Genomic DNA, 14259 nt, shown 5'->3' on the forward strand with positions numbered 1-14259 from the left:
GCTTTCTTTTTAGATACATGATCCGTTGTTGACCGTGAGCTGCTAGTGATTAGCTGCTACGACCGTCTTGGTATGTGTAACGATAATCAACTTTTACGTTTGCTTGGTAGTGAACATCGCCGTTCATGTTGGTGATTTTCTTCACCTCCATATTCGCGTCATCAATTTTGAACGAATCGTATTTTGTTGTTTGCTGGAACTGTGGCAGTTCTCTTGAAAGCTCAAACGGTGTCTTTGTGCTTAGCTCATCCATAAGGTTCGTGCCTGCATCGTATGCTTCCGCTTCAGTAACAAAGGTATCAGACTTTAGCGTTGTTTCTTGGATCGTCGTTTTAGTGGCTGCGAACGCTGTGGTGCTGAGTACAAGAGTTGATGCAAGTATGATTAATTTTTTCATAAGAGTACCTGACTTTGTTGTGTAACCAATGATTCGAGTTTTCAACCTACCAACAGTAGATAAGAATAATGTTAGGACAAAAACGAACTTATGTAAGAAGTTAGTCCCACAGTGATTGTTAGTTGAGAGTTATACGCAAAGCATATCAAGCAAGGTGACAGAATTCGGTAACTTCAATACACTGCATGGGTATCCACAGTTCAGCACAAGGTAAAGGCATGGCCAATTGGGAAGGGGTAAGTGAGTTTGTTGCAGTCGCAGAGCGTGAGAGTTTTACAGGTGCTGCGCAGAAGCTTGCTACATCGGTCGCTCAAATCAGTCGCAGAGTAGCAAACCTCGAGGAACGTCTCGCGGTGAAACTGCTCAATCGAACGACTCGAAAGGTTTCGCTAACAGAAGCAGGGCAACTCTATTATCAACAGTGTAAATTGTTGGTCGAGGGCTTAGAGATTGCGGAATTGGCGGTAACACAAATGCAATCGACACCTAAGGGGCTTCTGAAAGTAACGGCTCCTGTCACCTACGGTGAGCGCCAACTAGCCCCAATACTGCACCAATTTTTAAAGCTTCACCCGCAAGTCGAGCTAGAGTTAATGCTGACCAACCAAAAGCTCGATTTGATCGACTCGGGTGTTGATGTCGCAATCCGTCTTGGTCGATTAGAAGATTCAAGTCTCGTCGCAAAAAAGCTTTCTCAACGCCAGCTCTACGTATGCGCAAGCCCTGAATATATTGAGAATTATGGTGAGCCTCATACGCTCTCCGAATTGACCAACCATCAATGTTTAGTCGGTGGCTTTGAGCACTGGCGCTTTAAAGAAAACGGTCGCCCTCGCTCCGTCCGTGTTAATGGACGTATCAAGTGCAATAGTGGTTTAGCCTTGTTAGATGCAGCGAAGCAGAGTATAGGCTTGGTGCAGTTACCTGAATACTACGTGAGTGAAGATCTTGATTCTGGTGAGTTGGTCGAAGTACTTTCCGATTACCGAGACGATAAAGAGGGGATCTGGGCGCTCTACCCGCAGAACCGTAATCTGTCTTCAAAGGTTCGTTTGCTCGTAGACTTCCTTTCTGAGCAATTGGATTGATCCTATGACCGACATTGAGCGTCATTCAGCAAGTCAAAGTGAGTTGATACTCAGTGTGTTCGATACACTCGAACAGCATTATGGCTATTTTGATTGGTGGCAAAGGAACGATCCTTACGAGATTGTTTTAGGCGCTATTTTGGTTCAAAACACCAACTGGAAGAACGCAGAGAAAGCACTCATTAACTTAGGTGAGAAATGCAATCCAAGGTCGGTTGCTGACATCGAACTTGATGAACTTGCCCAAAAGATTCGTTCCAGTGGCTACTACAATCAGAAAGCCATCAAGTTAAAGGCTGTGACGGAGTGGTTTTCGAAGTACCACTACGACATGTCTGTGGTTCGTGAACAAGACAAAGATCAGCTTCGTAAAGAGTTACTGGAAGTGAAAGGGATTGGTGGCGAAACGGCTGATGCGATTTTGGTCTATGCGATAGGTAAGCCGTCTTTCGTCATTGATGCGTACGCGCGAAGAATCTTAACTCGCAACGGACTCGATGTGCCTAAATCGTATGAGAAGTTTCGAGCCTTGATGGAGAGCGTGATCCCCCTGGATACAAAAAGGTACGGCTACTACCATGGGTTGTTGGTTGAGCATGGGCAGCAGTTTTGTAACCCCAAGCCAAAGTGTCAACATTGCCCGCTAAACAGCATGTGTATCGAAGCTAGAACTCAGACTAAAATTTAACTCGCTTAAGGCTCAATATCTCCGATGGAATACAAAACTAACTCTTCGGGGTTGTTGCCTTCTCCAAGTGTGTGAATGTCTTCACCTTCCTCTTTGAGTTGAAGAATGCACTTCATTGCTTTGCTCTGTTCAACACCAATTATGGTTTTCATCTCTGAAGCGGATACGCCAAAGCGCGTGGCGATCAATAAATCACGAACCTTCTTCTTATCTGAATTAAACATCTTATCTGCCTACCTACGAGTCAATGACCTTACAACTCACTAAGTTTAACTGACTTTTGTAAATTGGCACTTAAAGCTGATGAAAAAGGAAGAACAAAGAACGGGGGGAGGGTTTGAGTTGAGACTGAGAAATTCGGGCTTCAGATTGGGGAACCTAAAGCCCGAATTTATTTTAGAGGATAAAGGTTAGACCGTGAAACGATCCACTAGGTGGTAGAGCTCATTCGCGCGGTTATTGAGGTTTTGGCTACCAGCACGGTTTTGATTGGCTAGTGATGCCGATTGAGAGCTTTGGTCTGATATTACGACAATACGTTGAGATATCTCTTGACCAACAATGTTCTGTTCTTCAGTTGCTGTAGCAATCAGTGAGTTCATGTCCATGATGGTATCGATCGACTCTTGGATCTTAGCCAATGCAGCCGCTGCAGCATTAGCTTCTTCTACCGTTTGAGCACTGCGGTTTTGGCTTGAATCCATCGCTTTGACTGCAGCGTCTGAAGCGGCTTTTAGCTGTTCAATCATTTTGTGAATGTCGCCCGTACTTTCTTGAGTTCGGCTTGCCAGCTTACGAACCTCATCGGCGACTACTGCAAAACCACGACCTTGTTCACCTGCACGAGCTGCTTCAATTGCGGCATTCAGTGCTAATAAGTTAGTTTGCTCGGCAATGTCTTGAATGACAGCCAACGAAGAGGAAATGTTTTGTACATCGCCTTCTAATCGAGATACCACGGTGTTGGCTTCAGATACTTCACTCGCTAGGCCGGCTACTGAATCAGCAGCTGCGTTTACGATCTGTTGAGCTTCTTTGGCATTGCTTTCTGCAAGCTTGGCTGAATCTGCGGCTTGGCTAGCGTTGCTTGAGATTTCTTGCGCCGTTGTTGTCATCTCAGTCATAGCGGTAGCGACTTGCTCTGTTTCTTCGCGCTGACCTGTGGCAATTTCGTCGACCTGTGCCGCGCGGGAAGACATGCTGCTTGTCTCAGCCACCACTTGCTGGCCAACATCGCTTACGCTGCGAATGATGGTTTGAAGGCTAGCAACAAAAGCATTGAAGTTCTCGCTGAGCTTTGCGAATTCCGGTGCTTTGAAGGTTTCCATTCGTGCCGTTAAGTCGGCTTCACCACTTGCGAATGCGCTAATTGAATGATCAAACTGTTCTAGCGGCTTCATGATGGTCCGGTTCACAGCAACAGCGAACACGGCAACCACTAGGGCGATCAAGCCACAGAAAAGGGCGATCGCAGTCAGTGAACTTTGAAGTGCTGCATTTGAACTCTCTTTCATCTCTGCGATAACCGCATCAATGTCGTCGGTGTAAAAACCAGTGCCGAGCATCAAGTCCCATTGTGGAATGAATATCGAGTAGCTGAGTTTTGGTAGTGCTTCAGATTGACCAAGTTTCGGAAAATAGTACGTCGTGAATTCGCCAAGCTTTGAGTTCTTGATGAGGTCACGAATCAGGTAATTGCCTTTTTTGTCTTGTAGGTCGTAGTAGTTTTTGCCGATGCCGTCTGTATTCTGTCCGACAACTACCCTCACACCTTTAGAGTCGTAACCAAAGATATAACCCGATTCGCCATACTCGAGTGTTTTTAAGGTTGGCAAGGCCTCTTCTAATGTCGCACCTCTTTCTAAGAACGGGCTGATAGAAGATTGGGCCATTTGCAGATACGCTTTGAGTTCCTTTTCTTTCATCGCCATCATATTGCTACGCGTCGATTCTACTTGTTGTGCGGTTAGCTCGGTGCTCTTCATATACGTCACACTCATCATCCCAATTGCCATCAGCAGCAATGGAATGAAAGAGAGAATATAAAGGCGGTTTTTGATGGTTAGGGTCATGTCACGCTTCCTGTGTGATTGTCTCATGCAATTTTCAACACATTATTAATGTGGTTTCAAAATGTAAATGGGCTTGTTGTTTAATTGTTACCCTAGAGTGTTTTTGTTTTATAAATATGATGGCGGTTAAATTTTTGATGTGACATCCCTTGCAACTAGGGGCTTAAGGGAGATGCGACTCATTTGTTTCGATGCTTTTGAATTCAACGTTGCTTTGCTAGAATGCGACGCTTTGTAGCACCCTGCTATGTCTATTCGTTAAGTGAGAAAGATTCATGAACAAAAGCCATGTGACTATTGGTTTAACTAACCCGAAGAGCCCGACAAACGTCGGTGCTGTTATGCGTGCGGCTGGTTGTTACCAGGTCGATGAAGTTAAATACACAGGGCAACGCTACGAAAAAGCCGCTAAGTTCCACACCGATACCAAGAGTGCAACGCGCACAATCCCACTGACCGGTGTCGAGTCGTTTTTAGATAACCTTGATCCTGAAACCAAGATTGTTTGTGTGGAACTTGCGGAAGGTGCTACACCACTACCACGTTTTAAACACCCAGAAAATGCGATTTACATTTTCGGCCCAGAAGATGGTTCTATTACTCAAGACGTTGCCGATAGAGCAGATCACGTGGTGTACGTTCCAACGGTGGGTTGCATGAACTTGGCTGCAACCGTGAATGTGCTGCTTTATGATCGCCTTGCGAAGTCAGATGAAATGGACGAGAGCAACGAGCTGATTAAGAAAAGCCGTGATAATCGCAACCATTTAGTTATCAAAGAGAAGTGCTAACCTGACTCTCGTGGTTAGATATTTTTAAAACTCAATATCGCTAAAGTCGAAGATAAACAGGTTTAAAATATATTTAGCGATGGCAAATATGAAGAAGATGGCCGCAATAGATAACGCGATATAAAGTAATGTTGTCATTTCAGTTGCCTTTATATTAGTTAATGTATGTCAGTAATAAAAAACCACCTAAAAAGGTGGTTTTTTTGTTTTAAGAGGTAAGGCTATTGACGCGTCATCTGATGCAGTGTGTGCATGATAACCAATACAATGGCGACAATTGCGCAAGCCAAAAGCGTCAATGCTAGGTCGGCGAAATCGGCTGCTCTGTGTAAGCCAAAGCCAATAATCAAGTAATAAAACAGGCCTAATAGAGCTCCGGCACTGCCTAAATGGTCGTGATATTTAGTCAAAGCGCCACTGAGCAAATTAGGTAACGCAAGCCCGAATGATAACGATACAAATACCATTGGGATGAAGAACCAAACGGATTCCTGCATGATAAATACACCAATGCCCGCAACCAGTAATAGGCAAGACGCAAACGCTACAATTTTGTCATGGCTTAAATGCATGCGAATTAGCTTCATATTAATAACAGAGCCTAATACTGACCCCATCGCAAGAATAAAACCGGTATTACCAAAAAAGTTCACACTTGCCCCTAATTGCTCAAACATAAAGGGGGCAATACTGTAGTACGAGAATAGCGCTATATTAAATAGCCCAACCATTAACGTTACGTACCAGATGTGTGCATCGGTAAGCATTTTTATAGCAACAGAGATTAGGCTGTCTCTTTTTGTATTTGCTGGCTTTGTTTCTGGCAGTTTACCTAATGACCAAATCAGTAAGATAGCCACAAGTACCACCATCGCCATGAATACCCATTTATAGTCACCTACAGACGTCAACCAACTACCAGCCAACATCCCAACAACAGGGCTGATCCCAATAGAGGTACCCACAATTGAGAAGACGTGGCTGAGTTCTTTACCTTGATAACCATCACGGATAATAGTCTGTGTGCAAACAGAACCAACAGCGGCACCAAAAGCACAGCAGCCAAAGCCCGTGAGCATTAAAGTGAATGTCGGCGCTAACATGGTAAATAGAGCTGCAATGATAAAGACGACTAACCCCAGTAAAGTAGAGACTCGTCTTCCTAATACATCACACATGCGCCCCCAGAATACGACTCCGAATGCAAAAGCAATGAAGAATATAGACATCGCTTGTGCCGCTTCACTACTACTAACCCCAAAATGGTTTTTTACAGAAGTCAGAGCCGGGCTATACATGGTTTCTACTATTTGTGGAAACATCAGCAACACAACCGCTAATGGGATAGAAATTTTTCCAATAATCTTATTCATTTTTTGTTTTCAAATACCTCTAATTAACATCGTAATGATTTAGTTATTTCCTGAACCTCTTAATCAGAGGGATAACAGAACAGGTACTATTCTAGGCATGATGTGCTAATGTCTTATAGTGAGATTTAGACATAAAACATCGAAATAAGGACAAGCTGCTCAATGGCATTGATTTCAGAACAAGATGACTTTTGTGCAGACGACCATAACGGGTTAGTCGTTGGTGTTGCTGCTGAGGTTTCTAATCACGCTTCCGGCATACATTTTCATGAAAAAGACCAGTTACTGTTTTCGAAGCACGGATGCATGACAATCACATTAGAAGATGTGAAGTATGTCTTGCCCCCAATGAGGGCTGCATGGATCCCGAAAGGCGTTCAACACGATGCTCAGATGACTAACATTACCCAATATCGCTCACTGTACTTTGATCAATCCTTGTCAGAGCGCTTGCCTAGAGGTGTGATGATTTTCGATATCACTGCGTTAATGAGAGTCTTGATAGAACGAATGGCATTTTGGGCATTTGACAAGCCGAATAATGAGCAAATTAATACGTTGAATTTGTTTATCGAAGAGTTAAACGACTCGCAAGAGGTGTACTTGTCGTTGCCGTTACCTCAAGACCACCGCCTCAAATCTTGGTTATCTGATATTGATAACCAAGATTTTATGGCACCGTCGTTGGCACAGTTGAGTGAGGTTGTTGGAGCGAGCGAAAAGACGATCACTCGGATCTTTAATAGAGAAACCGGAATGCCATATCAAAGTTGGCGGCAGCAGTGGCGCTTATTGGGGGCGATTGAATTACTGTCGAGTGGCATGCGCATATCGGATGTCGCCGATAGGTTGGAGTTCTCCAGTGACAGTGCATTTATTCATTTCTTTCGTCGGAAAACAGGCATGACACCAATGAATTACATGACCAACACATCCAACGCGGAGACTATGTAACCTTCGTTTATGTCAGCCTTTAATAATAATGTATATGTTAGCCTAGTGGCTTAATTGCGCTCGAGAATCATAAGGACATCAATTTGAACCTAAGACAACTGGAAGTCTTTTACGCCATTATGCAGACCGGAACCGTATCTGGGGCTGCACGTAGCTTGCATGTGTCCCAGCCTAATGTGACACGTATTTTGGCGCACACCGAGCAGCAGTTGGGGTTTGGCTTGTTCGAGCGTGTCAAAGGTCGATTGGTACCAACGGTTGAAGCGAAAACCTTGTTACCAGAAGCGGAGAAGGTCTACCAACAACTGGGGCAATTCCGTTCTTTGACTAACAAAGTGAAGCAAGGCCATCAGCATTTACGTATTGGTGCGCCACCGATTCTAGCGACCAAATTGCTGACTCCGGTAGTCGCCCAAATGTCTCGTGAGCAATATTCCAGTAAACAAGAGCTTTCTTTTGAATTGCTGACTGCCAACCGTGACGAACTATGTGCTGGGCTATTAAAGCATGAGCTTGATATTGCTATCGCATTTGGCGACGAAGCACCGCCTGCGATATTGTCAGAAACGTTATTAACCAAATCTCTCCAAGTTCTAGTCCCATCTAACACTGTAGAGCATCTACCGACAGAGTTAACCCTTGATGACTTAATCAATTATCCGTTACCAATCATCGGGCTTGATAGTCGTGATCCACTGGGCTTGCTGCTCCATCAAAGCTTGATTACACGCGATGAGCATTATCACCACCCCATATCCGTACGTGGATACAGCGCTGCGGCGGAGCTGGTTAAGCACCAAGCAGGTTTTGCGATTGTCGATCCGTGGACGGCGGAACAGTACCAAAATGAGGATGCTGTTTGTGTGTTGTCACTGCAGCCTGAGATTCCATTCTCAGTATCGACTTTGTATGCCGAGCACACGCCGCAGTCGATTGTTGCCAAGCAGTTCATTACAGCGCTGAAGGGTTCTTGTTAGGGAACGATTAACTTTACCTATCACCATATTTTTCGCTCAGTTTACAACCTATAACATCACGTTATAGGCACGCCATGAATTGGTATTCGGCAGGGCTCAGCTTCTTAATTAAAGTAAGTCCATACAAGGACTTAATAATTAGGAACGCTCATGTCTATCGCTCAACCTTACCTTCTTTTTCTTGGGGATGTTACTGACCCATTGGCCGCAAAAACCGCTCGTGGTATTCACCAATGGCGCCCTGAAATCTGCCTCGGCCAATTACGTTTAACAGAAGAGACAGTTTCTCTTGGTTTGACGGATATGACCTTGCAAGAGGCACAAGCGCAGGGAGCGAAAACGCTAGTTATTGGTACAGCCAATCCAGGCGGCGTGATCCCTGACTCATGGCAACCTACGATACTAGCTGCTGCAGAAATGGGATTTGAGATTGCATCGGGCATGCACCAGCGCTTGAGTGAATTTTCACCGCTTGCTGACATGCAGCAGCGAGGATTGACTAAGCTTCATGATGTGCGCCATTTTGATGGTGTCCTCAACGTGGGTAATGGCAAGCTTCGCCAAGGCAAGCGTCTGCTCACTGTCGGAACCGATTGCTCGGTAGGCAAGATGTTTTCTGCATTGGCGATAGAAAAATCGCTTAAAGAAGCGGGAATATCTGCTCAATTCAAAGCGACAGGGCAGACTGGCATCTTGATTGAAGGCAGCGGTATTTCGATTGATGCAGTGGTTGCGGATTTCATTTCTGGCGCGGTTGAAGCGATCAGCCCTGAATTTACCGACCATCAATGGGACATCATTGAAGGGCAGGGCTCTTTATTTAACCCTTCTTTTGCAGGCGTGAGTTTGGGTTTATTGCATGGTGCGCAAGCTGATGCTTTAGTGCTATGTCATGAAGTAGGGCGCCCACATATTCGTAACCTTCCGCATGCCAAATTGCCGACAATAGAACAAACTATTGATGCAAATTTACAAGCCGCGAAATTAACAAATCCAGACGTGAAGCTAGTGGGTATCTGCCTGAACACATCTGCGATTAGCATTGAAGAGGCTGAGACATTGTGCCAAGAATGGACCACACTTTATCGAGTACCAGTGACGGATCCGGTGCGATTTGGTGTACAACACATTACTGATCATTTGCGACATTCACTTTAACGATTTCATCATTTCTACGTTTCCATTTGTTAAAGCGAACATCAACCGAGTGAAATTATGAAGATTACAGCAGAACCAATTACTATCGCGATGCAAACGCCTTTTCGCATCTCTCGAGGCAGCCGAACAGAGTGTCATGTTGTTCGCGTCTACATCGAACATAATGGTAAACAAGCGCAAGGCGAGTGCACGCCTTATCCACGTTATGGTGAGTCATCCGAGTCAGTGTTGGCGCAAATTCAACAAGCTGCTAGCTCTCTTGAAACGGCTTTTGAGCGTGGTATGACCGATCCTGAAGAATTACGAGATCATCTCCAATCTTTATTGACTGGAGGGGCTGCACGTAATGCTATCGATTGTGCGCTTTGGGATTATCAATCGCAGCAGAACGACCAGATCTTTCCGAATAGCTTGTTCGAGTTACCTAAGCAGATTGTTACCGCAATGACAGTTTCGATTGGCACACCAGAAGCGATGGCAACACAAGCTCGAGATTATGTGGCGAACGGTGCGAAACTTCTAAAAGTGAAGCTTGATGGTGAGCAAGTAGTAGAGCGTGTGCGCGCTGTCCGAGAAGCGGCTCCTGGGGTTAAAATTGTACTGGATGCTAATGAAGCTTGGACTGGATTGAATCTCGAAGAGCTGTTCAATCAGTTGGCTGAGTTTGATATCGCGATGATAGAACAGCCGCTACCACAGCAGCATGATGCCTCGTTGGCACACATCAAGCATCCTATCCCACTGTGTGCTGATGAAAGCTGCCACACCACGTCGCAGCTTTCGTCGCTATTGGGCAAGTATGAAATGGTCAACATCAAGCTTGATAAAACCGGTGGTCTGACAGAAGCGTTAGCCCTTGCCGAAGAAGCGCAAAGGCTTGGCTTCACTCTTATGTCGGGCTGTATGCTTGGCACTTCATTGGCAATGCGTGCAGCGCTGCCAATCGCTGTGCAATCTGAAATTGTCGACCTCGACGGCCCTGTATTACTTGGTCAAGACGTGTCGCCAGCACTGACTTATCGAGATGGGATGATCATTCTTTAACTCGTTGAGTCTCGGCTATTAAATTGACGTGATATTGATGAAATCGCATAGGTGAAAGCTTATGCGATTTTTTTTATATTGATAGAGTAATCACGTTTCTGTCGGTGAAGTCACCTTCTTCTCTCTCAAAACAGACAGTCTGGGGTTTATAAAATAATTGTTATGGTGTTTTATGTGAAATGTTAATGATTACTCTTGTTTTCATAGTTTCACTAAAACTATTTGAAGTGGCTTTAAGTCGGGCTAACCACCTAACTGATTGAATCATTGACCTTTACTGTTGGTTTTTGATGAGAAGAAGGTGGGGCGAGTGAGTAGTCGTGTCTCAGAGGTGATAGACAACAAGGACCGTTTTGAACGTCCATTTCCGATAAAGATTCCGCGTCGTAAGTGGTTTGGCTGGAAAGGCATAGAGCTACGTTTGGTGCTGGCGTTAGCCATGTTATCGATGACTACCATCTTCCTCTCGGTAGTCTCCAGTTTCACCTTTGATAACCTAAATCAACGCCTTGTTGAGCTAAAAGAGAGTGAAATCCCCGCTTTAGATAACGCAGCTCGCTTAAATGACATGGTGCGTGTCATTATCACAACCTCATCTCAACTCAGTGATGCGGAATCCAATTTAGAGCGTAAACAAGCGATGCTTAAAATTGAAGATGCTATTTCAGTTATGAATAGCGTTATGGTGCAATTTCCGGATTATCACTCCTATTTTAAAGATCTTATTGCTCAAGTTAACAATAGCCTCAGTCTGTTGTACCAAAGTGAGATTGAATCTGAACAGCTCAACCAAGAACTTCGAAATCTACTCGAAGGCTTTTACCCGCTATTGCAGCAAGCCAGTGATTCACTCGATAGCTTGCCTGATTCAGCCAAAGAGCAGGTTCAATTCACGCAATTAAAGTCCCTGCTGTACTACCAATTAGGCTTGGTAGAAAAACTGTATAACGACGCCAGTTTTAATGAGCTGGATTACACCAGTTTACGACTTGAGCAGGTTGGAGAAGAATGGTGGCAGCTATGGGTAAGTGGCGATCTAAGAAGTGATTTTCCAACATTGGACAATCAACTTACCGTGATTTACAACCTAGCCTCAAGTGATAGCAGCTTGTATGGGCTGAAAAACAAAGCGCTCGACCATCTCTATCAAGAGCAATATTTCTTACAAAACAGCCGTGAGCATTTGAATCAGTTAACGGTACAAATCGAACGTAACACTAGCCAAGTGAACCGCAATATTGATCAGTCGATTCAGCAGGCGCAACACTCTTTGCAATCGAACCAACGTTTGTCACTTTTTCTCTCCCTTTTTAGTGTGTTAGCTGCCGCGGCTATCTCATGGTTCTATGTGCGCAAGAGTATTTTGGAAAGGCTATTACAGCTTAAAGACAACATGTTCGCGATTTCTACGGGCCATTTAGATACCGAAGTCGCGATTCGTGGCAAAGACGAAGTGACGCAAATGGCTAAGTACTTAAAGGTATTTCAAACCACCGCCAAAGTCGTCAAGCAAACCAACCGTAAATTGGAGGCAGAGGTGGAAGAACGTACCTTAGCCGAGGCCAAGCTGCGTGTTACTCAGGATGAGCTCATTCAAGCTGGAAAACTGGCCGCGTTGGGGCAGTTAAGTGTCGGCATTACTCACGAGATCAATCAACCTCTGACCGCAGTAAACAGTCACGTTCGAAGTGCTCAATTATGGTTAGGTAAGCAAAGGCCAGACAGAGCAGAAGAGAACCTGAAAAAGATCGAGATCTTATTAGACAAAGTGGCTGCGATTACACGTCACTTGAAAGCCTTCTCACGCAAGAGTGACGGCAAAATTGATAACGTCGAGGTGGATAAGGTGATTGGCGATGCGATCGACCTCTTTGAAACTCGGCAGAGTAGGGTGTCAATTCAGTATTTCCTACAAAGCGATCAAATGGTGCGAGCCAACAGCATTCGCTTAGAGCAGGTGCTGGTGAATTTAATCAGCAATGCGTTGGATGCCGTTGAACACAGGGAGCGGCCCCAGCTCAGCATCTCCACTCAAGAGTATCCGAACACTATTCAAATTGCAGTTAAGGACAATGGATTAGGAATACCCGAAGAGGACATTCCTTATCTGTTCGACCCATTTTATACCCGTAAGACAACCGGTAAGGGGCTCGGGCTCGGTTTGTCTATCGCATACAACATAATTAAAGACTTTGGCGGCTCGATTCACGTCGAATCGATTGAACACCAAGGCACCACCTTTATCGTCACTCTACCAAAAGGCACAAACTCATGACTTCAGAAAAACATATAGTTCTTATCGACGATGAAACCGACGTTGTTGAAGCCGTGAGTGAAATGTTGGAACTCGAGGGTTTCCGTGTCACGAGCTTTACCGACCCAAACCTTGGCCTAAAATCCCTCAAAGCAAATAGTCAGTCGGTGGTGTTGTGTGATGTGCGAATGCCACAAGTCGACGGGCTTACGTTGTTGAGCTCAATCCAACATCGCGCAGCCAATGTTCCGGTATTACTGATGAGCGGGCATGGTGATATTCCGATGGCGATAGAGGCGATGAAGTTGGGTGCGTTCGATTTTCTGGAAAAGCCCCTCAATGCCAGTGAGTTGGTAGAAAAGCTCGACTTGGCGTTGGCACAGTGTCAGCACAACAGCCCTGCAACGTTAGACGACGAACAGGATACAGAACTACCGATTGAATCTGTGGTTATCGGGCAATCCAAAGCGATGGACACCATACGTAAGCAAGTGCTTGCTCTATCTCATACTGGCGTCGACACCATCATTAATGGTGAGACAGGCACAGGCAAAGAGGTAATTGCTCGCGCCTTGCATCAATTTAGTCGTCGTAAGGCAAAGCCGTTTGTCGCAATAAACTGTGGTGGCATGACAGAGAGCATTATTGAGAGTGAGCTGTTTGGTCATGAAGCGGGCTCGTTTACCAGCGCCAATAAGAAACGCATCGGCAAAATAGAACAAGCCAATGGTGGCACTCTTTTCCTTGATGAAATTGAAAGCATGCCGATTGCAGTGCAGATTAAGTTGCTACGTGTGATTCAAGAACGAGTGATCGAGCGTGTTGGTGGCAATGAATTGATACCTGTCGATATTGTAGTCGTCGCTGCCAGTAAAGCTGACCTCGCAAGCCTCAGTGAATCCGGTGAATTTAGAGCCGATCTCTTCTATCGCTTAAATATTGCCAGCTTAAATCTTCCGGCACTGCGCCAACGCAAAGAGGACATTCAGGTGTTGTTCCGTCACTTTGTGATTCAAGCAAGCCACAAATACAAGACGCGTCCTTCGACGATTTATCCAGAACAGATACAACAGTTGTGCCGACATGAATGGCCCGGAAACGTGCGTGAGTTACGTAATGTTGCCGACCGATTTGTACTCGGTATTGTCGGCGATGGCTTTGATCTGCAATCGCCAATTTGTGAATCGACTGGGGAAGATTTCGCCTTTGAAAAGCAGATGGAGCAGTACGAGAGAAATGTATTAACCGAAGCCTTGATAGAGAGCGCAGGCAATATCAATGAGGTATCAAGCAAGCTGAATCTGCCCCGAAAAACGCTTTATCGAAAAATGAAGAAACACCAGTTGGATAAAGAGAGCTTTAAAGCCTAACTCATTAACTTGGTTCTTGAGGAGCAAAGAGCAAACATAAACCAAAAGACAAAGCGGAAGAAAAAGCACAAGACAACAATGACCCATTTATCA

At 45.0% G+C, this 14259-nt stretch carries 13 protein-coding genes; 9 read left to right on the forward strand and 4 right to left on the reverse strand.

Going from position 1 to position 14259, the window contains the following annotated elements; translation table 11 throughout:
• Window positions 1–49 precede the first annotated feature (49 nt).
• Complete coding sequence (locus F0251_RS16380) at window positions 50–397, reverse strand: DUF3316 domain-containing protein (RefSeq protein ID WP_008216610.1); 348 nt, start codon at window positions 395–397, stop codon at window positions 50–52.
• A gap of 218 nt (window positions 398–615) precedes the next feature.
• On the opposite strand from F0251_RS16380, the gene F0251_RS16385 reads away from it, so the two are divergent.
• Window positions 616–1485: a LysR family transcriptional regulator gene (locus F0251_RS16385; protein ID WP_008216609.1), complete on the forward strand. Its 870-nt coding sequence runs from the start codon at window positions 616–618 to the stop codon at window positions 1483–1485.
• A 4-nt stretch (window positions 1486–1489) separates the two neighbouring features.
• A complete protein-coding gene (locus F0251_RS16390; protein ID WP_105058825.1) occupies window positions 1490–2173 on the forward strand; it encodes an endonuclease III domain-containing protein in 684 nt (227 codons plus the stop codon).
• Between the two features lie 5 nt (window positions 2174–2178).
• Here F0251_RS16390 and F0251_RS16395 read toward each other — a convergent pair whose 3' ends face one another.
• Together F0251_RS16395 and F0251_RS16400 are read right to left on the reverse strand one after the other, a co-directional pair.
• Window positions 2179–2397 (reverse strand): hypothetical protein, encoded by a 219-nt coding sequence (locus F0251_RS16395; protein WP_008216605.1) that lies wholly within the window; start codon window positions 2395–2397, stop codon window positions 2179–2181.
• A gap of 186 nt (window positions 2398–2583) precedes the next feature.
• Window positions 2584–4245, reverse strand: a complete 1662-nt coding sequence (locus F0251_RS16400; protein ID WP_171731384.1) for a methyl-accepting chemotaxis protein — start codon at window positions 4243–4245, stop codon at window positions 2584–2586.
• 275 nt (window positions 4246–4520) lie between these two features.
• Here F0251_RS16400 and F0251_RS16405 point away from each other — a divergent pair, with 275 nt between their 5' ends.
• Window positions 4521–5036 carry an RNA methyltransferase gene (locus F0251_RS16405; protein WP_008216600.1) on the forward strand — a complete coding sequence of 172 codons (516 nt, stop codon included), beginning with the start codon at window positions 4521–4523 and terminating at the stop codon, window positions 5034–5036.
• Window positions 5037–5257: 221 nt separating this feature from the next.
• Here F0251_RS16405 and F0251_RS16410 read toward each other — a convergent pair whose 3' ends face one another.
• Entirely contained in the window at window positions 5258–6409 is a 1152-nt protein-coding gene (locus F0251_RS16410) for an MFS transporter (RefSeq protein ID WP_171731385.1), read from the reverse strand.
• 162 nt (window positions 6410–6571) lie between these two features.
• Between F0251_RS16410 and F0251_RS16415 the strand changes: the two genes are divergently transcribed.
• The 6 genes from F0251_RS16415 to F0251_RS16440 all read left to right on the forward strand — a co-directional run bounded on the left by F0251_RS16415 (window position 6572) and on the right by F0251_RS16440 (window position 14166).
• Window positions 6572–7363: a helix-turn-helix domain-containing protein gene (locus F0251_RS16415; RefSeq protein WP_171731386.1), complete on the forward strand. Its 792-nt coding sequence runs from the start codon at window positions 6572–6574 to the stop codon at window positions 7361–7363.
• Between the two features lie 83 nt (window positions 7364–7446).
• Window positions 7447–8340 (forward strand): LysR family transcriptional regulator, encoded by an 894-nt coding sequence (locus F0251_RS16420; RefSeq protein ID WP_171731387.1) that lies wholly within the window; start codon window positions 7447–7449, stop codon window positions 8338–8340.
• 150 nt (window positions 8341–8490) lie between these two features.
• The gene (dgcN, locus tag F0251_RS16425) at window positions 8491–9498 is read left to right on the forward strand and encodes an N-acetyltransferase DgcN (RefSeq protein WP_171731388.1); all 1008 of its coding nucleotides are present in this window, start codon (window positions 8491–8493) and stop codon (window positions 9496–9498) included.
• 57 nt (window positions 9499–9555) lie between these two features.
• Complete coding sequence (gene dgcA, locus F0251_RS16430) at window positions 9556–10542, forward strand: N-acetyl-D-Glu racemase DgcA (RefSeq protein WP_171731389.1); 987 nt, start codon at window positions 9556–9558, stop codon at window positions 10540–10542.
• 301 nt (window positions 10543–10843) lie between these two features.
• The gene (locus tag F0251_RS16435) at window positions 10844–12817 is read left to right on the forward strand and encodes an ATP-binding protein (protein WP_171731390.1); all 1974 of its coding nucleotides are present in this window, start codon (window positions 10844–10846) and stop codon (window positions 12815–12817) included.
• Window positions 12814–14166 carry a sigma-54 dependent transcriptional regulator gene (locus F0251_RS16440; RefSeq protein ID WP_171731391.1) on the forward strand — a complete coding sequence of 451 codons (1353 nt, stop codon included), beginning with the start codon at window positions 12814–12816 and terminating at the stop codon, window positions 14164–14166. The genes F0251_RS16435 and F0251_RS16440 overlap by 4 nt, the downstream gene beginning before the upstream one ends.
• Window positions 14167–14259: the final 93 nt, after the last annotated feature.

Source organism: Vibrio sp. 070316B (assembly GCF_013114115.1).
Classification (GTDB): Bacteria; Pseudomonadota; Gammaproteobacteria; order Enterobacterales; family Vibrionaceae; genus Vibrio; species Vibrio chagasii_B.

Bases quoted from the DNA above. Each gene is read 5' to 3' on its own strand.
- F0251_RS16400 (WP_171731384.1), bottom strand. From the start codon at position 4,245: ATGACCCTAACCATCAAAAACCGCCTTTATATTCTCTCTTTCATTCCA.
- F0251_RS16380 (WP_008216610.1), bottom strand. From the start codon at position 397: ATGAAAAAATTAATCATACTTGCATCAACTCTTGTACTCAGCACCACA.
- F0251_RS16410 (WP_171731385.1), bottom strand. From the start codon at position 6,409: ATGAATAAGATTATTGGAAAAATTTCTATCCCATTAGCGGTTGTGTTG.
- F0251_RS16405 (WP_008216600.1), top strand. From the start codon at position 4,521: ATGAACAAAAGCCATGTGACTATTGGTTTAACTAACCCGAAGAGCCCG.
- dgcA (WP_171731389.1), top strand. From the start codon at position 9,556: ATGAAGATTACAGCAGAACCAATTACTATCGCGATGCAAACGCCTTTT.
- dgcN (WP_171731388.1), top strand. From the start codon at position 8,491: ATGTCTATCGCTCAACCTTACCTTCTTTTTCTTGGGGATGTTACTGAC.
- F0251_RS16440 (WP_171731391.1), top strand. From the start codon at position 12,814: ATGACTTCAGAAAAACATATAGTTCTTATCGACGATGAAACCGACGTT.
- F0251_RS16390 (WP_105058825.1), top strand. From the start codon at position 1,490: ATGACCGACATTGAGCGTCATTCAGCAAGTCAAAGTGAGTTGATACTC.
- F0251_RS16415 (WP_171731386.1), top strand. From the start codon at position 6,572: ATGGCATTGATTTCAGAACAAGATGACTTTTGTGCAGACGACCATAAC.
- F0251_RS16395 (WP_008216605.1), bottom strand. From the start codon at position 2,397: ATGTTTAATTCAGATAAGAAGAAGGTTCGTGATTTATTGATCGCCACG.
- F0251_RS16385 (WP_008216609.1), top strand. From the start codon at position 616: ATGGCCAATTGGGAAGGGGTAAGTGAGTTTGTTGCAGTCGCAGAGCGT.